Raw genomic sequence first — 22,324 nt, forward strand, 5'->3', positions numbered from 1 at the left:
TCCGCAGCTATCCACAGAAACGGCGTGCCCTTATCTACTACTACTATTTTTATATAGATAAAGAAGTAAACAGAAACAGACAGCAGGCCTGTTCGTGCGGCGATCTTTGGAAGGCGAATCGACGTGCATCACGTCACTGCAATCGCCATCGCCTGCGCGCTGATCACGAGATTGCGGCCGGCTGCCTTCGCCTGGTACAGCGCGGCATCGGCTGTTTCGACCAGCACGTCGACGGAGACGGCCTCGGAGTCAGGGATGGCCGTGGCGCAGCCGGCGCTGACGGTCACGTAGCGCAATGGCGCGGTGGCTTCCATGCGCAGGCGCAGAACGGCTTCGCGGGCACGCTCGGCCAGCGCCTGCGTCTCGTGTGCGCCCGTCTCGGGCAGCACGATGACGAACTCCTCGCCGCCATAGCGGGCAATGAAATCTCCGGGATGGCGCACCACGCCGGCCAGCGCTGCTGCAATGGCTGCCAGGCAGGCATCGCCCTTGAGGTGGCCGAAGGCGTCGTTGTAGCGCTTGAAGTGGTCCACGTCGACCATGACCAGCGACAGCGGCTGGCCGCTGCGTTGTGCCGCGCTCACCCGCGTACCGATCTGCTCGTTGAAGTAGCTGCGGTTGTACAGGCCCGTGAGGGCATCGCGCATGGAGGCCTGCCGCAACGACATGTGCGCCTCGAACAGCCGCCGGTACAGTGCCGTCACCTCCCACACCAGCACGCACACCAGCACCCCCGGCGCGAACATGCTGAACAGGCGCGCCACGTACCAGCCCACGGTAAAGCGGTCGGAGCTCAGCAGGTTCAGGCTCGTATCCGCAAAACACGCCAGCGCCGCAACCACCAGCCACACATCGAGCACCGCGCGCATGCGGCCGCTGGCAACCACCACCAGCACCGCAATCGCATTGATTGCCCATAGAACGACGGCCACCGTGCCGTTGCCCGCCGCGCTGAACGGGGCCGGCAGGTCGGCCAGCAAAACGACGGCACACAGCAGGGCGCCTACCACCACTGGCCCACCGATCAGCAGACAGGCCCACGGGCCGATGCGCTGCGCGGGGATGGCGCCACGCGGGAGCCGGTCGCGCAGCAGTACCGCCACGATCACGAACAGCGGAAAGCCGCCATGCCAGAACACCCACATCCACAGCGCACTGGCGGGGTGGGCGCCAAGCAACCCCGTGGGTGAGAACACGCCCGGAAACATCAGCAGTTGCAGGATCACGGCCAGCGCGGTGAAGGCATAGGCGCCGCCCAGTGCGCCCAGCATTGGCTGACGCGTGATCGCAAACTGCGCGCCCAGCAGGAACGCGGCGATGCACGCGGTGGTGAACACGGTCAACGCGCACATCGGCATGAAGGGGCCGATGGCCGGCCACGGCAGGCTGGCGCGGGGTGCGGAAACGACCAGCGTGAGCAGGATCAGCAGCGCAATCGCTCCGGCAAAGGCCGTTTGCCGGCGTGTGGCCTGCTGGATCAGGAAGCTTTCCATCCAACCCCCGGTTTGGTTGTACGCGCTCAATGGCTCAATCGGCCTGTGTCCGCCGTGTTCTCCGGCGGTGCAGCAAGCGACTGGCCGACGGCCGTGCGCTGCCTGTGTGCCTCCATCATAGGCACCGGCAGGCGGAGGGAAAAGCCTAGGAAGTGACTGGGGCATTGCTGTGTTGTGCCTAAGCCTGGCGGCGTACCCTCCTGCCGCAGTGCCATCCAAGGGAACACACCGCCACGTGTTGGGGGCAAACCTCCGCCTTTGAATCAACCGCCGGCCCCCAGGGCCGATGCTGCATGGAATCGCTCAATCACACCTTGTTTCTCTGGATCAACGCTCCGGCCGAGCCGTCGCCCGCTACCGTGTGGCTGGCCATGGCCTTTGCCGAATATGCGATCTGGCTGGCGCCGCTCGCGCTCGTGGCCGGCTGGCTGTGGGGCGAGCCAGCTACCCGCCGCCAGGCGCTACATGGCCGCGCGCATCGACCTGACGGGCGTTCAGGCATGCCGGCGCCATGCGCGCCAGAACAGCATGAGGGCGAGTACGGTGGCGCCCACGTTGTAGAGCGTCGCCAGGGCAAACGCGTGGCCATAGCGTGCGGCATGTGCGGCCGAGCCCATCGCATCTGCCATGCTGTTGCCCTCCGCAGGGCCGAGCAGCGAGAACAGCAGCACGCCCACCACCGTTACGCCCACCGCGTTGCCCACCGCCTGCATGGTGGTGACGGTGCCGGCACCCATGCCGGCCTGCGCGGTGTCCACGCTACTCAGGATGGTGTTGAGCGACAGCGGAATCACCATCCCCTGGCCGAAGCCGTTGAGCACCAGCGGCACGATCAGCAAGGCAACGGCGGTGCCGGCTTGCGCCATCGTCGACAGCAGGATCAGACCCACGGCAAAGATCGCCACGCCCAGCAACAGCGCGCGCTGCCCGATCCGTTCGGCCAGTCGGGGGGCGCTCAGCGAACCCGTGAAGAATGCGATCGCCGCCGGCGTGAACACCAGCCCCGCTGTGAGCGGCGAGAGGCCACGCCCGAACTGCAGCAGGATCGTCAGCGCCAGGAAATACGAGCTGATGGCCGTGTAGAACAGGAAGATCGCCAGCACGCCCAACACGAAGCTGCGGTTGGCGAACAGCGCCATTTCGATGATGGGGACGCGGCCACTTGTTCCATTGGCTGACAGCGCCCGCTCGTGCCGCACGAAGTGCCGGAACACCAGCAGCGAAGCCAGCGGCGCCGCCCACGACCACCACGGCCAGCCGAACTCGCGCCCCTCCATGAGCGGCACCAGCAGCATGCCCAGCGCCACCGCACCGGCCACCGCGCCATGCACATCCAGGCGGGCCGCCACCGGCGCGCGCGATTCCGTCACGAAGGTGCGCGCGGCCAGCAGCGCCACGATGCCGATCGGCACGTTCACCAGGAACACCGCGCGCCAGCCTGCCATGTCGGCGGCCAGCGGATGCGCGATCAGCCAGCCGCCGATGATCTGCGACACCGACGCGGCCACGCCCTGCACCGCGCCCATGGTGCCGAACGCGCGGCGTCGTGCATCGCCGTCGAACAGCACGCGCAGCGAGGCCATCACCTGCGGCATCAGGATGGCGGCGCCCAGGCCCTGCGCCACGCGCATGGCAATCAGCATCCACGGGCTGGTCGCCAGCCCGCACAGGGCCGAGGCCAGCGTGAAGAGCGCCATGCCCGCCAGGAACATGCGCTTGCGCCCGAACAGGTCGCCCAGGCGCGCGCCGTTGAGCAGGAACACCGCATACGCCGCGCTGTAGCCGACCATTACGAGCTGGATCTCAGCAAAGCTGGCGTGCAAGCTGGCGCGGATGTCCGGAATCGCGACGTTGACGATGAACAGGTCGAGAATGGTGACGAAGTTGCCGGTGAGCAGGGCGGCCAGCGCAGGCCAGCGTCGGGCGGCATGCGCCTGGGTGACAGCAGCGCCGCCGACAAGGGAGTCCGTTGACATAATGGGGTCTCGGTTCTTAATATACGGTCGTACGTATACTAGAGAGCAATCGACCCGCGTCAAGGGCCGATTGCGTTGACCCTACACACCCACAGGGCATTGCCATGAACGAGACCGACGGCCGCCGCCTGCGCGGCGAACGCGCCCGCGCCCAAGTGCTGGAGCACGCCACCGCCATCGCTTCCACCGACGGGCTGGAAGGTCTGACCATCGGCCGGGTCGCAGCCGACGCAGGCGTGGGCAAGGGCAACATCCAGGTGCTCTTTGGCGACAAGGAAACGCTGCAGCTCGCCACGCTGGAGGCGGGCGTCGTGCACTACCTCACAACGATGGTGCGGCCCGCGCTGGCGCTGGAGAGCCCGCTTGCCCGCCTGCGCGCGTTGGCTGACGGCTGGTTCGACTACATCGCGGGCGGGCAGTCGCCGGGCGGCTGCTTCGTGTGCGCCACCAGCTATGAGTACCGCGCCCGCCCGGGTTTGATCCAGGATCGCGTGCGTGGCCATCGTGAGGGGGTGCGGGCGCGTTTTCGCGAGGTGATTGCCGCGGGCCAGGCGGCGGGCGAGTTGCGTGCGGACCTGGATGTCGAGCAGCTCATCTTCGAGATCGAGGCCTTCCGCTCCGATGCCAACGTCGCTTTCCTGATGGGCGAAACGGCGGTCTTCGAGCGCGCGCGGCGCAGTACGCAGGCGCGTATTGACGCGGCCGTCGAGGGCCAGTGACACCCGGCGCGGTTCGCGCCGCCCATTCAGCCCTGCCTGGCGAAGATCACAAAGGCACTAAAATCTGACCCTTTGTGCGTTCCACTTTGGATTGGCCCCCTCTTATAGGAGCGATGGAGGGGAGCGTTTTATGCAAGTCGAAGAAATGTGCCTTAGTGTTAAATTGGCCGTACAAATGTCGTCCTCTTCGGATGACGCTTCCAATCCCGCCCGCCCAGCCATCCCGTAACGCGCCAAATAGGAATCTGCCAACATGAACTGGACCGCGACCCGACCGATCCGAGTGATCGTGCTCGATGACCATGCGGTCGTCCGCCACGGACTGGCCGCGCGCCTGAAGCAGGAGGCCGACATTGAGGTCACCGGCCTGTTCGCGTCGGGGCGGGAGGTGGTGCAGGCGCTCAAGACCAACACCATCGAGGTGGATGTCCTGCTGATGGATTACTCGCTGGGCCCCTCCGAGATCGATGGGCTCAACCTGATCCGCCTGATCCGTGTGCGCTATCCGGAATTGAAGATCCTGGTGGTTTCCGCGCATCACAACAAGGCGACGGTCGGGCTGGTCATGCATGCCGGTGCGCGCGGGTTTGTCGGCAAGGAAGAAGAGCTGTCGGAAATGGTGCGGGCCATCCGCACCGTGGCCGCGGGCAACAAGCGCCTGAATGCCACGTTGGCCGTCGAGATGGAGCACGATGCGCACGCCGAGGCCGAGGCCCCGATCGAGACCCAGGCCCCCGACGGCGCCGAGCTCTCCGACTTGGTCGACCGCCCGCAACTGAGCCCGCGCGAGCGCGAAGTGCTGCGCTGCTGCCTGGACGGCATGTCCGTCAGCGACATTGCCGAGAAGTTCGCGCGCAGCATCAAGACCATCAGCTCGCAGAAGCAGTCTGCCTACCGCAAGCTGGGCATCCGCTCAGATACCGAGCTGTTCAAGATCAAGCACGAACTGGAGGGGCTGTAAGCCTCGGGCAGCGTCTCGCACGCTGCCTGGACTGCTGGCTGCGCTTGATTACCGAGCGGCACCGCCGGCGCGACATCCTGCGCGCCGATAGCACCATCGGCCACTGCCCCGCGTGTAACGCCCGAGCTGATCAGGCGTTGTGCAGCACGCGCAGGAGCAGGTTCTCCAACTGCTTGACCTCGGCATGCGAGAACCCGCGCAGCAGGTGGTTCAGCACGTCGATGATCAGCGGCCGGATCTCCGGATACAGCGCGCGGCCCTGGTCGGTGAGCGTGACCACCACCGAGCGGCGGTCCGCATCGCTGGGCGCGCGCTTGACGATGTTCTTCTTCTCCAGCCGGTCGATCAGCCGCGTCATTGCGCCCGGATCGTAGTTCAGCAGGCGAGAGAGCTCGGCCGGCGTGCTGGCCAGGTCTTCGGCCAGGTAGACGACCACCGTCCACTGCGCGGCGGTCAGGTCCAACGATGCCAAGGCACTGTCGATCTGCGTCACCAGCGCATGCCGGGCCCGATGCAGGAGCCGGCCGATGTTGGTGTCGCGATCCATTGTGTCGAGCTGATACGCCCCCTCGCCACTGCCGTTGCTTGCAGCGACCGCGCCGGGCGGTGTTTGTACGTCGATTGTCATGGTGGTGCTCCCCGTTCTGCCGGTGATCCGGCTTGTAAGGCGCGCCATGCGTCCCCGATAACGCGAGCGAGCTTCATTGCACACTAATCGTCGCTTGCCCAGGCCGTCAAGCCGGGGTCGACACCGACGCCGATCGTCAAATCACGTTGGAAATCGCTGCAAAACGATTGCGCCCCCAAGAGGCGGGGCGGTTCGTATCATGATAGAAACGCCAGTGCCACGCGATGTGGCGCATCGTACGCGTTCTCCCCCATATTCCTTTTTCGACTGCCATGAACCTCAACCTTCAGAACAAGCTTGCCCTCGTGACCGGCTCTACCAAGGGTATCGGCCATGCCATTGCTGTAACACTGGCCGCTGAAGGCGCCCGTGTCATCGTCAACGGCCGCACCGAGGCCTCGGTGGCTGATGCCATCGCGCGCCTGCGGGCCGCCGTGCCCAATGCCCAGGTCGAAGCCTTTGCCGGAGACTTGTCCGATCCGGCGCAGGCCGCGGCGCTGTCTGCACGCTTTCCCAAGGTCGACGTGCTCGTCAACAACCTCGGCATCTTCGACCCCAAGCCGTTCGAAGCCATCGACGACGCCGAATGGCTGCGCTTCTTCAACGTGAACGTGATGAGCGGCGTGCGTCTGTCGCGCGCATACCTCCCCGCCATGCGCGCGCAGAACTGGGGCCGCATCGTGTTCATCAGCAGCGAGAGCGGCGTGCAGATTCCGGCCGAGATGATCCACTACGGCGTGACCAAGACGGCGCTGCTGGGCCTCTCGCGCGGCTTGGCTGAGCTGTGCGCCGGTACCGCCGTCACGGTGAATGCCGTGCTGCCGGGGCCGACGCGCTCGGAGGGCGTGGACGAATTCGTGGACAAGCTCTCGGGCGGCCAGAGCTTCGAGGCTTTCGAGAAGACCTTCTTCGAGACCGCCCGGCCCACCTCGCTCATCAAGCGCTTTGCCACGCCGCAGGAGGTGGCCAATCTGGTCGCCTATGTGGCCAGCCCGCTGTCGGCAGCCACCACGGGGGCTGCGCTGCGTGTGGATGGCGGGGTGGTGAAGTCGGCGTTCTAGGCCGCGTTCTGGGTTGACTCCCGCGCTGCCGACCCGGGCCGTCGGCCCTGACGTGCGCTCCATTCCGCCGCGCCGGCGCGGGCCGTACGCTGGCCTTGTCGCTGGCGCATGCCGGCGGGACAAGCCGGCAGCGCGTCTGTTCGCCCATGTTACAGACCGGCCAGACCGAGCGTGTCCCTGCCCGTGCGTTGGCGGCATTCCCATTGCCAATCCAATCGGAGCGATCGCCATGCCCACTTGCAGCGTCTACGGACACAACCCCAGCAACGGCCCCGGCCAGCTTGCCGCCCAGGCCGCATTGACCCAAGCCCAGACCGACCACCCCGGCTGGGCTGTGACGCTTCAGTACGACGCGTCGACCACCACGGCCAAATACACCTCGGCCACCGCCACGGCCGACGAACTGGAGACCTACTTTACGCAGCGCTTCCCGCAGTCGAGCTACCACGTCGTCGGCGCTTGAGTGGGGGAGGACCTGCCGGCATCACCTTTCCTCCTGCAACAAACGTTGCAATTGGGCGCCAGCTCGACACAATGCAGTCTTGGATGACTCCTCGAGGATCAGGATGCACGACAGGCAGGCGGTGGGAAGCAATCGGCAGTGGCGTTGGACAGCGTGGCTGGGCGCCGCCGCGCTGGCCTTGGTGGGCACCTTCACCCACGCGCAGCCTGTCACCACCGCCCCCGACCCGCAGATCGCCTTCTACTACGGCCGTGATGTGCCGGTGCCCGAGCTGCAGGCGTTCGACTGGGTCGTGCTGGACCCGGCCGTCGCCGGTACCTTCGACGCGAAGCAGCCGTCACCCACGCTGTGGCTCGCGCGGGTGGACCTGACGCAGCAGGTCGATGCGATGCGCGGCGGGAACTGGCCTGCCGGGGTGATCGACCAGGTGTTTGCGCCGTTGCTGGCGAAGGGGTATCAGGGTTTCCTGCTCGACGGGCTCGACACACTGCAACGCACGGCACCCGACACGGCGGCCGCTGCCGCCTCAGCCGATTCCGTGGTCGCACTGGTGCAGGCGCTGCAGGCGCGCGCACCGCAGGCCAAGCTGCTGGCCGGCGGCACTGCCTGGCTCGACCGGCTCTCTCCGCAACTGGCCGGCGTGGTTACGCCGGGCCTCGTGCGCGAACGTGCCGCTGGCAGCGACAGCCTGCAGGACGTGACCGACGCCGACCGCGCCGCGCGCATCGCCACACTGCGCAGCATCGGCGCGCAATACCACCTGCCCGCCGTTGCGCTGGACTACTGCGCCAGCTACAACCGTACCTGCCTGCGCGACACCGCCAACGTAGCGCGCGCCGCCGGCGTCACCAGCTACGCCACCACGCCCGGCGCGGATTTCATCGGCATCGGCCGCCTGGAGGTGATGCCGCGCCGCGTGCTGCTGGTCGAGCCGAAGCAGCCCGGCACCAGCGCCAACACCGCGCCGTCGGTGCTGTACCTGTCCATGCCGATCAACTACCTCGGCTACCGCACGGAATTTGCCGACGCCTACCAGCCGCTGCCCAACGTCACGCCAGACCGCTATGCCGGTGTCGTCACGTGGTTCGATGCCAATGCGCCGCGCCCGGCGGTCTGGGCCGCGTGGCTCAAGCGCACCGTGGGTGCCGGCGTGCGCGTGGCGATGTTCAACCAGTTCGGCATGAGCATGGATGCATCGATGGCGCATACGCTCGGCCTGAAGCCTGTTCCGGGCACGCCCTCCGGGCCGCTGTCGATCGTCTCGCGTGATCCGATGATCGGCTTCGAGCTGCAGCCGCATCCCGACCGGCGCACCGCCGTGGGCGTGCAGGTGGACCCGAACGTGGCGGGCGCGCAGTCGCTGCTGCGGCTGTCGGCCGGCAGTTACACCTACGACGCCGCGGCCATCACGCCGTGGGGCGGCTACGTGCTGCAGCCGTTCGGCGTGTTTCGCATGCCCGACGTGGATCAGGCGCGCTGGGTGATCCAGCCGCTGGACTTTCTGCGCCGCGCGCTGGCGCTGCCCGCCATGCCGGTGCCCGACACCACCACCGAGAACGGCCGCCGCCTGATGACGGTGCATATCGACGGCGACGGTTTTGCCTCGCGCACCGAATTCCCGCCCGGCGAGTTCTCCGGCCAGGCACTGCTGCGCGAGATCTTCGAGCGCTACAAGGTGCCAACCACCGTGTCGATCATCGAAGGCGAGGTGGCGGCCGACGGCATGTACCCCAAGCTCACGCCGCAACTGGAGCCGATCGCGCGCAACATCTTCGCGCTGCCCTATGTGGAGCTGGCCAGCCATACGTTCTCGCACCCGTTCGATTGGCTGCGCACCACCAAGCCGCCCGAGCCGCCGTACGTGGCAGACGGCGAGGGGGGCGCCTTCGCGCTGAACATTCCCAACTACCGCTTCAGCTTCGATCGCGAGATCGCCGGCTCCATCGACTACATCAACACCAGGCTGGCGCCCGCAGGCAAACGCGTGAAGGTGCTGCTGTGGAGCGGCAACGGCCAGGTGCCGCCGATTGCCGTGCAGAAGACCAACGAGGCCGGCGTGCTCAACATGAACGGCGGCGATACGTACATCACGCGCTCCAACCCGAGCTGGACGGCCGTGGCGCCGCTGGGCGCGGACAAGGGCGACGGCCTGTTCCAGGTGTTCGCGCCCGAGCAGAACGAGAACATCTACACCCACCTCTGGCACGGCCCGTACTACGGTTTCTCGCGCGCCATCGAAACGTTCGAGCTGACCGACAAGCCGTATCGTTTCAAGCCGATCGGCATCTACTACCACACGTATTCGGGCACCAAGCTCGCTTCACTCTCCGCGCTGCGGCAGGTGTATGACTGGGCGCTGACGCAGCCCGTTATGCCGATCTACGCGTCGGACTACATCCGCAAGGTGCTCGATTTCCGCGCTTACGCCGTGGCCCGCGACGGCGACGCCTGGGTCGTGCGTGGCGCGGGCGACCTGCGCACCGTGCGCTGGACGGGCGCCGGCGTGCCGCGCCTGGCCGATGCGCGTGATGTGGCGGGTTACCTGGCTGGCCCTGGCGGTACCTACATCCACCTGGCCAGCGGCTCGGCGCGCTTCACGCTGGACGGCGCCCAGCAGGCGCTGCCCTACGTGCGCGAGGCCAGCGGCCGGCTGTCGAACTGGCGGCGTGGCGCCGATGGCCGCTCGCTATCAGTGGAGGTGGCCGGCTACACGAGACCGTTCATCCGCTTTGCCAACGCAGGCGGTTGCCGAGCCACCGTCGACGGCCGCGAAGTGGGTGGCGCGCACGGTGCCGACTGGCGCATTGACCTGGGCGCGGGCAACCCCGCCAAGCCGGTGCCGCAGCGGGTGGAGTTGCGTTGCGGTGGCTGAACCAGAGTGGGTTGCCCTAAGGTAGCGGCGCGAACGTGTGGTCGTGCAGCGCGCGGTCGCCGCGCTTGAGTTCGCGCTGCAGCTCGCCGTGCGGGCCGATGTCGCGGATGCCCTCCCGCACGCGGGCCACACCCTCGTTCACCAGATCGCCCCGGTGTACCACCGTGCCGATGGCGGCTAGGTTGAGCCCTGCCCAGTACGTCAGGTTGTTGTGCAGACTGTTGATCTCCTGCGTATCGCGCGTGGCGACGGCGATGCGCGTGAGCCAGTGCGTGATGGTGGCGGTGCGCGCTGCATCCGGATGGCCGAGCTTCTGCGCGCGCATGAACACCAGCGCGAAATCCGTTCCTGCCCACGAGCGTTCGTAGTGGCGCTGGTAGCCCCGGATCGGGCCCATCAGCGCGTCGGCCTGTGCCCGGCCGTCGAGCAGGTCGAGCGTGCAGGCCCAGTCGCCGGCTTCGGCAGCCTTGGTGAGCTTGTCGATGTAGGCGCCATCGGCTTGACGGCTTGCTGGTAGCCAGCGGGGTCGTCGTAAAAGCCGGGCGGGCGGGGCGCTAGTGCAGCATCACGCGTCGCACCAGCGCCACCAGCGGTGGCCGGATCGAGCGCTCGATCCCCGGGCGCAGGCGCAGCGGCTTGAGCAGCATCTTGGCTGCCATGTCGAGCGGCAGGTACGAGCGCACCAGCGCGCTGACGCGCGAGTTGAGCGCGCGCACATCGTCCTCGGGAACGTCTTCCCGGTCGCGCTCGATGCGCAGCACGTTGCGCAGGGCGATCATCGAGTCTTCATTCTTGATTTCGCGCAGGCGCGAGGCGAGCGCCTTGAGCACGCGCGCGCGGCCCACGCCCTCGTGCGCATTGCACTCGTTGAAGAAGCGAAGAAAGTGCTTGTAGTGGCGAACCTCGTCGGCCGAGATGCGGCTGGCAAGATCGCGCAGCACGGGCTCGTCGGCATCGGCGGCGGCCTGGGCGATGGCGCGGTAGAAGGTGGCGGTGCCCATTTCGACCACGCAGCGCGCGACCATTTCCAGCGCCTGGGTCGGCTCGAACTGTTCAATCGAACAGGTGACGGAGTATTCGTCGAAGAAGCGGGTGTAGCCGCGCTCCCAGTCGAACTCGGGCCAGACGGTCTCGACATAGCGGCGCAGCGCGCGGCCGTGCTGCAGCTCTTCGCGCTCCCAGTGGTGGATCAGCCAATGGGCGGCTTCCGGGCGGTCGGCGTAGTACTGGGCGAGGTTGCTGGCGTAGAGGTCGGAGCCGCTCTCAATAAACGAAGCGCTGGCTACGAGATAGAACAGCGTGCGGTTTTCGCGCACGCATGCCACGTCGATGCTGCCGTAGGCGATTTCGTGCATCGACCACGGCAGTTGTTCGGGAGCGGGAGATGTTTCCTGATGAACCTGTGACACAGTGCGTCCTCCGCTGGCAACGCCGCAAGAAACGGGCCGCCTTAACATGAGAATGAAACATCACGTCTCATGTTTCAAGACACATTTGCGTCAATAAAGGTTCCTATAAGCAATCTTCTGCGTACAAAAGTGGCGCAAAGGCTATGGCGATTGCGTCACTCCGGTGTCTTGCGCGCTGGCGGGTAGCGGGCGCGCCTGCGCATGCCGCAGGCCGTAGCTGAATACCATGAGCGCGACGAGCGCCGCTGCCACCATCGCCCATTCGACCGCCGCATAGCCGCCGCTGGCCTTCCACAGCAGGGCGCTCAGCCATGGGGCGCTGGCCTGGGCCAGCAGCACGGGCGTCATCATCAGGCCATTGAGCGTGGCGTAGTGGCTGCGCGAAACGAGTTCCGGCATGGCGATCGCACGCACCATGGTGTTGATGCCGTTGGCGGCACCGTAGACGAGTGCGAACACGATCAGCAGCGGCCCGCTGGAGAGCGCCAGCAACACGAGCGCCAGCGCCATCGCCACGTAAGTGGCCGGGGCGATGCGCACCGGGTGCGCCAGCCGGAAGCGCATCATCGCCAGCCGCCCGAGCACTTGGGCCGGGCCGATGAGCGCGGCGATCAGCAACAGGCGGCCGGTGGGCACGCCTTTCTCGGTCAGCAGCGGAATCAGGTGCGCGCCCAGCACCGTGTTGACGAGGCTGACGGCCACGAATGCTACGACCACCGCCCAGAACACCGGCATGCGCAGCGCCGTGCGCCATGCGGAAGGCTGTACCGGCGCCGCCGGATCGATCGCATCCGCCGGCGCATATGCGGGCGGCCGCACGCGCAGCCGTGCGTGGATCGGCAGGCAGATCAGCACATGCGCCAGCGCAAACACGTGCAGCGTATGCCGCCAGCCGATGTGCTCCACGCCCCAATGCGCCAGCGGAATGCAGATCGTGCTGGAGAAGCCGGCGATCAGCGTCAGGCCGATGATGGGGCGCTGGTACGCATCGCCAAACGCCTGACGCAGCACGACGAAGGCGGGGTCGTAGAGCGTGGTCGACATGGCCATGCCCATCGGCAGCCAGAGCAGCAGGAAGGCCGTCTCGCCCGTTTTGCCGCCCACGAGCGACCACGCCAGGAGGCTGCCCGCCGCCAGCACCGTACCCGCGCTCATCACGCGCCGCGCCGGCCATCGGTCCAGCGCGCGCCCCACCCAGAACGAGCACAGCGCCCACACCAGCAGCCCCAGCGAGAACCCGCCAGCCAGGAACGGCCGCGCCCAGCCGAGCGTGTCGTGCATCGGCGCAAGAAACACCGTGAAGGTGAAGTACAGCGTGCCCCACGAGACCGTTTGCGCAAGGCCGAGCAGCAATACAAGGCGCCGGCCTGCGGGCGAGCCCGGCGAGAGCATGGGGGTCATGGAGACGGAGATGGGGATGGCGGCGACGGGCGGGAAGATCCGCGCGAAGTGCCGACCATTCTAGCGACGCAGGCCAAGGCGCGCGTGCCTCGTCAGCAGCGCATGCTCAGGAAGCGGCATGGCTGCCCGCCAGCCTTCGCAGCGGCGCCGCGTCGACGATCTCCACCGTCCGGTAGTGGCAGCGGATCCACCCCACGCGCTGCCAAGCCTGCAGGTACTTGGAGATGGTCTGCCGCGAGCGCGCCAGCATGCGACCGAGTTCTTCGTTGCTGGCCGCCACGGTGCGCCCGTCGCCGGCGCGGGCGAGTTGCAGCAGGCGCTGGGCGAGGCGCGCATCGGCGGGCATTTCGCTGGCGTGCTCGAACTCGTCGAAGATCAGGCGGATGCGCTGGCAGAGTTGCTGCATCAGCGCCCACATGCCGGCCGGGTAGGCGCCCACGACACGTGCAAACGCGGCGCTGCCCAGCAGGATGAGCGTGGTCGGCCCCTGGGCATGCGCGCTGTGCGTGCGGCCGCCGCCATCAATGAGCGCAATCTCCCCAAACCACTCGCCCGCGCGCAGCACGCCGTAGACGAGTTCACTGCCAGCATCCGTCGTGCGGCTGATGCGCACGCGGCCCCGCGCGATCAGGAACATGCCCTGCGCCGGGCCGCCGTGTGGGTGGATGCATTCGCCATCGGGGTAGGTGATGAGGCGGGCGGTGGGCGCGATCTCGGCCAGCAGGTCGGCCGGCGCATCGCGCAGCCAGCCCTGCGCGAGTTGCGTGGGCGCCGGCGCAGGGTGGGTGTGGGTCTGGGGCTGTGAGGCTTCGGCAGGCATGGTGGCAGGATGCAGCGAAGGGCGGGCGGTGCATTGTCAAGCGCTTGACAGTCTGCGTGCAAGTGCCGGGCAGAGAATGGCCCACAGAAGCACCCTCAAGCCGCGCGCCCATGACGCGGCATCCCAGACCCGTTCAGGCGACGAAGGAGACACCCCCATGACTGATCACACCCATACCGCCCCGCGCGCGACCTTTTCCCACATGGAGCACGGCACGCGCGAGGACTGGGCTGCCATCTCGGCCGAGTTCATGCCCTACGCCCGCGCGCTGCCCGACCGTGTGCTGGCACACCTGAAATTGCTTGACGGCGATTGCGGTGGCTTCCCCATCGACCGCCTTGCGCACTCGCTGCAGACCGCCACGCTCGCCCACCGCGACGGCCGCGACGAGGAATACGTGGTCTGCGCGCTATTGCACGATATTGGCGACACGCTGGGCAGCTTCAACCATCCGGACATCGCCGCGGCCATCCTCAAGCCGTTCGTCAGTGCCGAGAACCTGTGGATGGTCGAGAAGCACGGCATCTTCCAGGGCTATTACTTCTTCCACCACCTCGGGCTTGATCGCAACCTGCGCGAGCAGTACCGCAGCCAGCCCGAACTGTTCGAGCGCACCGCCGAGTTCTGCGCCAAGTACGACGCCGCCGCCTTCATGCCGGATTACGATAACCTGCCGCTCTCGTTCTTCGAGCCGATGGTGCGCCGCGTGCTGGCGCAGCCGCGCAACTCCATCTACGTAAAGGACGGCGAACCGGCGATGGTGAAGGCTGGCGCCGAGGCCGCTTAAGCCTTTACCACGTTGACGGGCGCGCCAGCCGCCCAGGCCGCCACGTTGGCGAGCGTGGTGTCGGCGATGCCCGCCAGCGCCTCGCGCGTGAAGAACGCCTGGTGCGCGGTGACGATGACGTTGGGAAACGTCAGCAGGCGCGCAAAGACATCGTCCTGCAGCACGTCGGCCGAGCGATCTTCGAAGAACAGGTCGGCCTCTTCCTCATACACGTCCAGGCCCAGATGGCCGAGTTGGCCGGTCTTGAGCGCGTCGATCAGCGCCGGGCTGTCGACCAGGCCGCCGCGGCTGGTGTTGATGAGCATGGCGCCCATCTTCATGCTGGCGAGCGTGCTGGCGTCGATCAGGTGGTGCGTATCGGCATTGAGCGGGCAGTGCAGGCTGACGATGTCGGACTGCGCCAGCAGTTCCGGCAGCGGCACGTAGGCCACGCCCAGCGCCGCCAGCGAGGCTTGCGGAAACGGATCGAACGCCAGCAGCCGGCAGCCGAAGCCCGCCATGATGCGCGCGAATACCTGCCCGATCTGGCCGGTGCCGACCACACCCACCGTCTTGCCGGCCAGGTCGAAGCCCAGCAGCCCATCCAGCGAGAAATCGCCCTCGCGTGTGCGGTTGCAGGCGCGGTGCAAGCGCCGGTTGAGCGTGAGGATCATGCCGACCGCATGTTCGGCCACCGCGTGTGGCGAATACGCCGGCACGCGCACCACCGTCAGCCCCAGGCGCTGCGCGGCAGCCAGATCGACGTGGTTGAAGCCCGCCGAGCGCAGGGCGATCAGGCGCGTGCCACCGGCTGCCAGGGCGGTCAGTACATCGGCGCTCAGGCTGTCATTGACGAACGGGCACACCACCTCGAAGCCGGCGGCGAGCGGCGCCGTCTGCGCGTCGAGGTGCGCGCGCTGGAAGACGAGATCGAAGCCGTGGCCGCCGCGCGCCTGGGCAGCGCGGAAGCTGTCTTCGTCGTAACGGTGGCTGCTGAAGAAGAGGATGCGCATGGCGGTGGAGCAAGCGGACGTGATGCCGACAGCTTACCCGCACCGCCGGGCGGTGCTCAGAGTGTCAGGACAATGCGGCCATCCACCTTGCCCGCCTTCAGATCAGCGAGGACCTGGTTGATGTTGTCGAGCTTGTCACGGTGAATGTGAGCGCGTACCAACCCCTCGGCGGCAAACTGCAAAGACTCCTGCAAATCAAGCCGCGTGCCGACGATGGAGCCGCGCACCGTGATGCCATTGAGCACGGTGGAGAAAATCGGTAGCGGAAAATCCCCCGGCGGCAGCCCGTTGAGCGAAATCGTGCCGCCGCGCCGCACCATGCCCAGCGCCTGCGCGAAGGCGCTGCGCGAGACCGCCGTGACCAGCACGCCGTGCACGCCGCCGATCTCTTTCTGGATGACGGCGGCCGGGTCCTGTTGGGAGGCATCGACCGCCAGCTTGGCGCCCAGCTCGCGTGCCAGTGCCAGCTTTTCGGGCGCCACGTCCACCGCCACTACGTGCAGGCCCATGGCAATCGCATACTGCACGGCCACGTGCCCCAGCCCGCCGATGCCGGAGATGGCAATCCATTGGCCGGGCCGCGTGTCGGTCATGCGGATGCCCTTGTAGACCGTCACGCCCGCGCACAGGATGGGCGCGATCTCTTCAAAGCCGACCTGTGCGGGCAGGTGGCCGACGTAGTTCGGATCGGCCAGCACGTATTCGGCATAGCCGCCGTTGACGGAGTAACCGGTGTTCTGTTGCTCGTGACAGAGGGTTTCCCAACCGCTCAGGCAATGTTCGCAATGGCCGCAAGCGGTGTAGAGCCAGGGCACGCCCACGCGGTCGCCTTCCTTGACGGCGGTGACACCTTCGCCCACTGCCGCCACGAACCCCACGCCCTCGTGCCCGGGGATGAATGGCAGGCGCGGCCGGACGGGCCAGTCGCCATCGGCGGCGTGCAGATCGGTGTGGCAGACGCCCGAAGCCTGGATCTTGACGAGAATCTGCCCACGCCCGGGTGTGGGGATCGGCACTTCCTCAAGGCGCAGGGGCTCGCCAAATGCGTGGACAACCGCGGCTTTCATCATCTGGGCCATCACTGGTCTCCGAGTTGGGGGAGCTACCAGTCTGGTTGACGCCCGGCCCGCCCGGGTTGATGTGAGTCAACCGCTTCCGCGTGTGATGCCGAACGCATCGGAGGGGCTTGATCGACCCGTCATGGAAGGAGTGCTAGCCTGAAACCTCCTGCCGCTTTTTTTCTTGACGGAGTCCGGCATGCCCCGCTTCTCCCAACTCGTGGGTGGTGAGACTTACCGCTTCGACAGCCTCAAGGACGTGCTGGCCAAAGCCAGTCCGGCGCGCTCCGGCGATGCGCTGGCCGGCATTGCGGCAGCCAGCGCGGCTGAACGCGTGGCGGCGCAGATGGCACTGGCCGAGATTCCCCTCAGGCACTTCCTGAACGAAGCCGTCATCCCGTACGAGACGGACGAGGTCACGCGCCTGATTGTCGACACGCACGACGCAGCGGCCTTCGCGCCGGTCAGCCATCTCACGGTCGGCGATTTCCGCAATTGGCTGCTGAGCGACGCGGCGGACGAAACCGCACTGACCGCGCTCGCGCCGGGCATCACGCCCGAGATGGCGGCGGCGGTGTCCAAACTGATGCGTGTGCAGGACCTGATCCTCGCAGCGCAGAAGGTGCGCGTGGTCACGCGCTTTCGCAACACGCTGGGTTTGCGCGGGCGCATGTCGACGCGCCTGCAGCCGAATCACCCGACCGACGATCCGGCCGGCATTGCCGCCAGCCTGCTCGACGGGCTGATGTACGGCAGCGGCGATGCGGTGATCGGCGTCAATCCGGTGTCGGACAGCACGGCCGCCATCTGCAACCTGCTGGAGATGCTCGACGCGGTCATCCAGCGCTATGCGATTCCCACCCAGGCCTGCGTGCTCACGCACGTGACGACTTCCATCGAGGCCATCCGCCGTGGTGTGCCGGTGGACCTCGTCTTTCAGTCGATTGCCGGCACGGAAGCGGCCAACGCCAGCTTTGGCGTGAGCCTCGCGTTGCTGCAGGAGGCGCATGAAGCGGCGCTCAGCCAGCAGCGCGGCACCGTGGGCAACAACGTGATGTATTTCGAGACCGGCCAGGGCAGCGCGCTGTCGGCCAACGCGCACCACGGCGTCGATCAGCAAACTTGCGAGGCGCGGGCCTACGCGGTGGCGCGGCGCTTCAAGCCGCTGCTGGTCAACACGGTGGTCGGCTTTATCGGGCCGGAGTATCTGTACGACAGCAAGCAGATCATCCGCGCCGGGCTGGAAGACCACTTCTGCGGCAAGCTGCTGGGCGTGCCGATGGGTTGCGACATCTGCTACACCAACCACGCCGAGGCCGACCAGGACGACATGGACACGCTGCTGACGCTGCTGGGCGCGGCGGGCGTCAACTACATCATGGGCATCCCCGGCTCCGACGACGTGATGCTGAATTACCAGACCACCTCGTTCCACGATGCGTTGTATGTGCGTCGCGTGCTGGGCCTGCGGCCCGCACCGGAGTTCGAGGACTGGCTCGCGCGCATGGGCATCGCCACGCAAGCCGAGGGGCAGGGTGGGCATCTTGCGCTGGCCGATGCGTTGCCCGACACCTTCCGCCGCGCCGTGGCGCAACTGACCTAAGGCGTGCCATGACCGACAAAGATGACGACACGCCAGCCATTGCCACGCAGAATCCTTGGCAGCAACTGCGGCGGCTGACCCCCGCGCGCATCGCGCTCGGCCGAGCCGGGGGCAGCCTGCCAACGCAGCCGCAACTCGCGTTTCAGGCCGCGCATGCGCAGGCACGCGACGCCGTGCACCTGCCGTTCGATCATGCCGCGTTGCAGGCGCAACTGGACGGCCAGGGCATTGCATCCTTGCTGCTGCACAGCGCCGCTCAGGATCGGCACGCCTATCTGCAGCGGCCCGACCTCGGCAGGCGGTTGGACGCGGCTTCCGCGCAGCGATTAGGGCAGGCCCCCGCCAGCAGCGTGGATGTTGTCATCGTGGTGGCCGATGGGCTTTCCGCACTCGCCGTGCATCGGCACGCTGCGCCGCTCGTCGCCCGTGTGGCGGAGGACATCCGCGCCGAGGGTTGGAGCATGGCGCCGGTTGCGCTGGTGGAGCAGGGCCGCGTTGCCATCGCCGACGAGGTGGGCGAGCGGCTGCGCGCGCGCATGTCCGTCATCCTTATCGGCGAGCGGCCGGGGCTGAGTTCTCCGGACAGCCTGGGCATCTACTTCACCTATGCGCCCAAGGCCGTGCTGACCGATGCGGCGCGCAACTGCATCTCGAACGTGCGCCCCGAGGGTTTGAGCTACGCCATGGCCGCGCACAAGCTGCTGTACCTGATGCGCGAGGCGTGGCGGCGGCAGCTCTCCGGCGTGCAACTCAAGGAGGAGGCCGAAGTACCCACGCTGGGCACCGCGCGCCGCAACTTCCTGCTGGATTGATGTGCCGGCCGGCCGGGCTGTTAGCATGCCGGGATCTTTTGGCTTTCCTGCGAGCAGAGTCCCTTGCCCGTCACCTCCACCTTCCTCTGGCACGACTACGAAACCTTTGGCGCCGTGCCGCGCCGCGATCGACCCGCGCAGTTTGCGGGCATCCGCACCGATGCCGAACTCAACGAGATTGGCGAGCCCGTCGAGCTGTTCTGTCAGCCCTCCAACGACTGGCTGCCCGACCCGACCTCGTGCCTCATCACCGGCATCACGCCGCAGCAGTGCGCCAAGCAGGGCATCCCGGAATATCGTTTTGCTCAGGCCATCGAGCGCGAACTGGGCACGCCCGGAACCATCGGTGTCGGCTACAACACCATCCGCTTTGACGACGAGATCACGCGCCACCTGTTCTGGCGCAACCTGATCGACCCCTATGCGCGCGAGTGGCAGAACGAATGCGGGCGCTGGGACTTGCTGGACGTGGTGCGCACCACCTGGGCGCTGCGCCCGGAAGGCATCCAATGGCCGACGAACGATGAGGGCAAACCGAGCTTCAAGCTGGAGCATCTCTCGCAAGCCAACGGCTTGGTGCATGAAGCCGCGCACGATGCGGTGTCCGACGTGCGCGCGACGATTGCGCTGGCACGGTTGATCCGCAATGCGCAGCCGCGCCTGTTCGATTTCTGTTTTGCGCTGCGCAAGAAAGAGCGCGTGCTGGCGGAGATCGGGGACACACCACGGCCGCTGCTGCACATCTCCGGCATGTACGGCGTAGACCGCGGCTGCATGGCCGTGGTGTGGCCGCTGGGCTGGCACCCGACCAACAAGAACGAACTCATCGTGTGGGACTTGGCGTTCGACCCGTCCGAGCTGTTCAACATGGACGTCGCCGCCATCCGCGAGCGCATGTTCACGCGCAGCGTTGATCTGGCCGAGGGCACGACGCGCCTGCCGATCAAGTCGATCCATATCAACAAGTCGCCCATCGTCATCAGTAACCTGAAGACGCTGCAGGCTGCACAGGCCGAGCGCTGGGGCATCGACTTTGCGATTGTTGAACGCCACGCCGGCATCGCCCAGGGCGCGCCGGATATGCGCGAGACGTGGCGCCAGGTCTACGCGCGCGAGCTGGCGCCGATCGAAGACGTGGACCAGAACCTCTACGGCGGCTTCGTCGGCAATGACGACCGCCGCACGCTCAACGAACTGCGCACGCTCAGCGGCGAACAGCTCGCGCGCTTGCATCCGGAGTTTGCGGATGCGCGTCTGCCGGAATTGCTGTTCCACTACCGCGCGCGCAACTTTCCCGATACGTTGAGCGAAGACGAACACGAACAGTGGGAGCAGTTGCGTGCGGAGCGGCTGTTCGAGGGGCGCGATGGTTATCTGACGCTGGATGCGTATATGGAGCGCATCGACCAGTTGGGTGCTGAGGCCGCCGAGCGCGGCGACGCGCGTGCAGAGCGCATCCTTGCGGTGCTGCATGACTACGCTGAAATGGTGGCGCCGGAGTAGGTTGTCGCGCTGGAGCTGGTTTGTTGTTGGTTGCTTGGGGTGCATCCCTTGTTTCATCCCCTGCCGGGGCTGACTCACTTTTCTTTGTCTTGCCAAAGAAAAGTAAGCAAAAGAAAGGCGTGCCCAAGATGGCGACTTCCCCTTGGATTTGTGTCGCGGGGAGGGAAGGGAGGCAAACTCGCTGCGCTCAGACAAGCCTCCCTTCTTTCTCCTCCCCGCAACAAAAATCCAAGGCGCCATCAAGGGCAGGAAAGGCCAAACCGACGAAGAGCAGAAGGGAGCGCCAAGGCCGGTTGAGCGCACTGCGAAGGGTTTGGAATGCAAGACGGAGTGGTGCACAGGCAAAAGCGGGTGTGCTTTGCCCTTGCCCTTGATGGCGCCTTTCTTTTGCTTACTTTTCTTTGGCAAGACAAAGAAAAGTGAGTCGGGCCCGGCAGGGCACGAAACAGGGGATGAACCACCAAGCCCAAGCCACCGACGGGAGCCGCCCAAACAACGCGCCATCTCCCGCAACAACTCGAAACTTGCCGCGCCGCATCCGCAACCGCTAGACTCCCCGGGCTCGCGCAAAAAAAGCGTGAGCCGGGAGTGCAATCCCGAATTTAGAGAAATCCGTGAGTGCCGTTATAGCTCTCGCGTGCCAGCGTTCGCCTTACGGGCGGGCCCGGCAGGGAGGGCTTCGGCCCTGCCGATTCTTTGATTTCTCTAGTCGGTATTGCACACCTTGTCGCGCGCCCGCCCACCCCTCGCGGTGGGTGGCTCCTCAATTCACCAGAGGACAGGACAATGGTTCCACCGCCCCAGGTTGCGCTTATCACCCACGGGTCTCGCTCCGCATCGATACCGCCCGACGATGTGGCAGACCTGCAGCACGAAGTCCAACGCCTGTTTGGCCGCTGCCTCCTTCGCTTGCAGCAATACGAAACCCTCATCAAGCACCTCGTTGCGACCCATCGCCTTGCGGGGCCGCCATCCGCCCTGGAGCGAATCCGCGCGCAGCGTATCAAGAACTACGCGACCAAGCCGCTGGGCTACCAGATCGACGTTCTCCTCAACTCGTTCTTCACCACCGAGCCAGCGCCGCACGCAAGCATTGACGATGCTGCACGCTCCATCGAGTCGCCCGCGTTCGGCTATCGAAGCACGATACAGATGTCTGCCGAGGACTACGCCAGGACGAAAGCCGAACTGAAGCGTCTGGTCGATTCCCGCAACGATCTCGTGCACGACTTCGGCGGTCGGTTTGATTTCCAGACGCGCGATGGTTGTGGCGCAGCTAGCGCGTATCTCGACGATTGCTACTCCCGCATCGATGCGCAGTACCGGCGGCTATGCGTGTGGGTCCGGGGCGTGGATGCGGCCCGAGCCATGGCTGAGGCGTTCATGCCGGCGCCTGGATTTCCCGAAGTCTTTCAAGATGACACCGTGCCTGACGGCACGACGCCGTGGGCGACGGCGGGCATTGTTGCCACGCTGCGCGACGCGATTGCGGAACTGAATGCAGGCGAATGCGCCTGGACAAGGCTCGACCATGCGGTTGCTCTTATTCAGCGCAAGCATCCCGGGCAAACGCCGCGCAAGTACGGCTGCAAATCTTGGCGGCACGTCTTGAATGTGTGCCGGGTGTTTGATCTGGAATACCGGGCGGGTCAGAACGCCCGACGGGTGGCGTGGTTCAGAGAGCGTGATCGCTAGCGCAATCTGCTTCCGACAAAAAAAACCGGAGGCCAATGCCTCCGGTTCCCCCAACTTCACTTCCCCGACCA

General features: G+C 66.4%; 19 protein-coding genes and 1 pseudogene. 11 read left to right on the top strand and 9 right to left on the bottom strand.

Translation table 11 applies throughout. The features are described 5' to 3' along the window. Positions 1-128 precede the first annotated feature (128 nt). Positions 129-1,493, bottom strand: coding sequence for a sensor domain-containing diguanylate cyclase (locus B4F51_RS08335; protein ID WP_296224669.1), 1,365 nt, complete (start codon positions 1,491-1,493; stop codon positions 129-131). 293 nt (positions 1,494-1,786) lie between these two features. Here B4F51_RS08335 and B4F51_RS24560 point away from each other — a divergent pair. Beyond that, a pseudogene (locus tag B4F51_RS24560) lies at positions 1,787-1,957 on the top strand (undecaprenyl-diphosphatase); the annotation flags it as partial. Between the two features lie 30 nt (positions 1,958-1,987). On the opposite strand, the gene B4F51_RS08340 reads toward B4F51_RS24560, so the two are convergent. Continuing rightward, on the bottom strand, positions 1,988-3,469 hold the full coding sequence (locus tag B4F51_RS08340; protein ID WP_296224672.1) for an MFS transporter: 1,482 nt from the start codon (positions 3,467-3,469) through the stop codon (positions 1,988-1,990). Between the two features lie 104 nt (positions 3,470-3,573). Between B4F51_RS08340 and B4F51_RS08345 the strand changes: the two genes are divergently transcribed. Together B4F51_RS08345 and B4F51_RS08350 are read left to right on the top strand one after the other, a co-directional pair. Then, positions 3,574-4,188, top strand: coding sequence for a TetR/AcrR family transcriptional regulator (locus tag B4F51_RS08345; protein WP_296224674.1), 615 nt, complete (start codon positions 3,574-3,576; stop codon positions 4,186-4,188). A 253-nt stretch (positions 4,189-4,441) separates the two neighbouring features. Then, the gene (locus B4F51_RS08350) at positions 4,442-5,149 is read left to right on the top strand and encodes a response regulator transcription factor (RefSeq protein ID WP_296224676.1); all 708 of its coding nucleotides are present in this window, start codon (positions 4,442-4,444) and stop codon (positions 5,147-5,149) included. 130 nt (positions 5,150-5,279) lie between these two features. Here B4F51_RS08350 and B4F51_RS08355 read toward each other — a convergent pair whose 3' ends face one another. Then, a complete protein-coding gene (locus tag B4F51_RS08355; RefSeq protein ID WP_296224677.1) occupies positions 5,280-5,777 on the bottom strand; it encodes a MarR family winged helix-turn-helix transcriptional regulator in 498 nt (165 codons plus the stop codon). A gap of 272 nt (positions 5,778-6,049) precedes the next feature. Between B4F51_RS08355 and B4F51_RS08360 the strand changes: the two genes are divergently transcribed. From B4F51_RS08360 to B4F51_RS08370, 3 genes are all read left to right on the top strand, one after another. Beyond that, the gene (locus tag B4F51_RS08360; protein ID WP_296224678.1) at positions 6,050-6,838 is read left to right on the top strand and encodes an SDR family NAD(P)-dependent oxidoreductase; all 789 of its coding nucleotides are present in this window, start codon (positions 6,050-6,052) and stop codon (positions 6,836-6,838) included. 229 nt (positions 6,839-7,067) lie between these two features. Continuing rightward, on the top strand, positions 7,068-7,301 hold the full coding sequence (locus B4F51_RS08365) for a hypothetical protein (RefSeq protein WP_296224679.1): 234 nt from the start codon (positions 7,068-7,070) through the stop codon (positions 7,299-7,301). Between the two features lie 103 nt (positions 7,302-7,404). After that, on the top strand, positions 7,405-10,173 hold the full coding sequence (locus tag B4F51_RS08370; RefSeq protein ID WP_296224681.1) for a bifunctional glycoside hydrolase 114/ polysaccharide deacetylase family protein: 2,769 nt from the start codon (positions 7,405-7,407) through the stop codon (positions 10,171-10,173). A 16-nt stretch (positions 10,174-10,189) separates the two neighbouring features. On the opposite strand, the gene B4F51_RS08375 is transcribed toward B4F51_RS08370, so the two are convergent. The 4 genes from B4F51_RS08375 to B4F51_RS08390 all read right to left on the bottom strand — a co-directional run bounded on the left by B4F51_RS08375 (position 10,190) and on the right by B4F51_RS08390 (position 13,803). Then, on the bottom strand, positions 10,190-10,657 hold the full coding sequence (locus B4F51_RS08375; RefSeq protein WP_296224757.1) for an alginate lyase family protein: 468 nt from the start codon (positions 10,655-10,657) through the stop codon (positions 10,190-10,192). A 70-nt stretch (positions 10,658-10,727) separates the two neighbouring features. Beyond that, positions 10,728-11,528 carry a ferritin-like domain-containing protein gene (locus tag B4F51_RS08380; RefSeq protein ID WP_296224682.1) on the bottom strand — a complete coding sequence of 267 codons (801 nt, stop codon included), beginning with the start codon at positions 11,526-11,528 and terminating at the stop codon, positions 10,728-10,730. Between the two features lie 195 nt (positions 11,529-11,723). Then, positions 11,724-12,983 carry an MFS transporter gene (locus tag B4F51_RS08385; protein WP_296224684.1) on the bottom strand — a complete coding sequence of 420 codons (1,260 nt, stop codon included), beginning with the start codon at positions 12,981-12,983 and terminating at the stop codon, positions 11,724-11,726. A gap of 106 nt (positions 12,984-13,089) precedes the next feature. After that, positions 13,090-13,803 (bottom strand): Crp/Fnr family transcriptional regulator, encoded by a 714-nt coding sequence (locus B4F51_RS08390; protein WP_296224686.1) that lies wholly within the window; start codon positions 13,801-13,803, stop codon positions 13,090-13,092. Positions 13,804-13,960: 157 nt separating this feature from the next. On the opposite strand from B4F51_RS08390, the gene B4F51_RS08395 reads away from it, so the two are divergent. Beyond that, the gene (locus B4F51_RS08395) at positions 13,961-14,590 is read left to right on the top strand and encodes an HD domain-containing protein (RefSeq protein ID WP_296224688.1); all 630 of its coding nucleotides are present in this window, start codon (positions 13,961-13,963) and stop codon (positions 14,588-14,590) included. Here the strand turns inward: B4F51_RS08395 and B4F51_RS08400 are convergent. Both B4F51_RS08400 and adhP read right to left on the bottom strand, forming a co-directional pair. Further along, complete coding sequence (locus B4F51_RS08400; RefSeq protein ID WP_296224690.1) at positions 14,587-15,582, bottom strand: 2-hydroxyacid dehydrogenase; 996 nt, start codon at positions 15,580-15,582, stop codon at positions 14,587-14,589. The two genes, B4F51_RS08395 and B4F51_RS08400, sit on opposite strands and share 4 nt — an antisense overlap. A 56-nt stretch (positions 15,583-15,638) precedes the next feature. Next, complete coding sequence (adhP, locus tag B4F51_RS08405; RefSeq protein ID WP_296224692.1) at positions 15,639-16,661, bottom strand: alcohol dehydrogenase AdhP; 1,023 nt, start codon at positions 16,659-16,661, stop codon at positions 15,639-15,641. A 178-nt stretch (positions 16,662-16,839) separates the two neighbouring features. On the opposite strand from adhP, the gene B4F51_RS08410 reads away from it, so the two are divergent. The 4 genes from B4F51_RS08410 (at position 16,840) to B4F51_RS08425 (ending at position 22,253) form a co-directional block, all read left to right on the top strand. Further along, positions 16,840-18,243: an ethanolamine ammonia-lyase subunit EutB gene (locus tag B4F51_RS08410; protein ID WP_296224694.1), complete on the top strand. Its 1,404-nt coding sequence runs from the start codon at positions 16,840-16,842 to the stop codon at positions 18,241-18,243. Between the two features lie 8 nt (positions 18,244-18,251). Then, positions 18,252-19,055 carry an ethanolamine ammonia-lyase subunit EutC gene (gene eutC / locus B4F51_RS08415; protein ID WP_296224695.1) on the top strand — a complete coding sequence of 268 codons (804 nt, stop codon included), beginning with the start codon at positions 18,252-18,254 and terminating at the stop codon, positions 19,053-19,055. Positions 19,056-19,118: 63 nt separating this feature from the next. Then, positions 19,119-20,558, top strand: coding sequence for an exodeoxyribonuclease I (gene sbcB, locus B4F51_RS08420; RefSeq protein WP_296224697.1), 1,440 nt, complete (start codon positions 19,119-19,121; stop codon positions 20,556-20,558). A 786-nt stretch (positions 20,559-21,344) separates the two neighbouring features. Then, positions 21,345-22,253 (top strand): OST-HTH/LOTUS domain-containing protein, encoded by a 909-nt coding sequence (locus tag B4F51_RS08425; RefSeq protein WP_296224698.1) that lies wholly within the window; start codon positions 21,345-21,347, stop codon positions 22,251-22,253. Positions 22,254-22,324 lie beyond the last annotated feature (71 nt).

The organism is Ralstonia sp. UBA689, assembly GCF_002298975.1.
Lineage (GTDB): Bacteria > Pseudomonadota > Gammaproteobacteria > Burkholderiales > Burkholderiaceae > Ralstonia.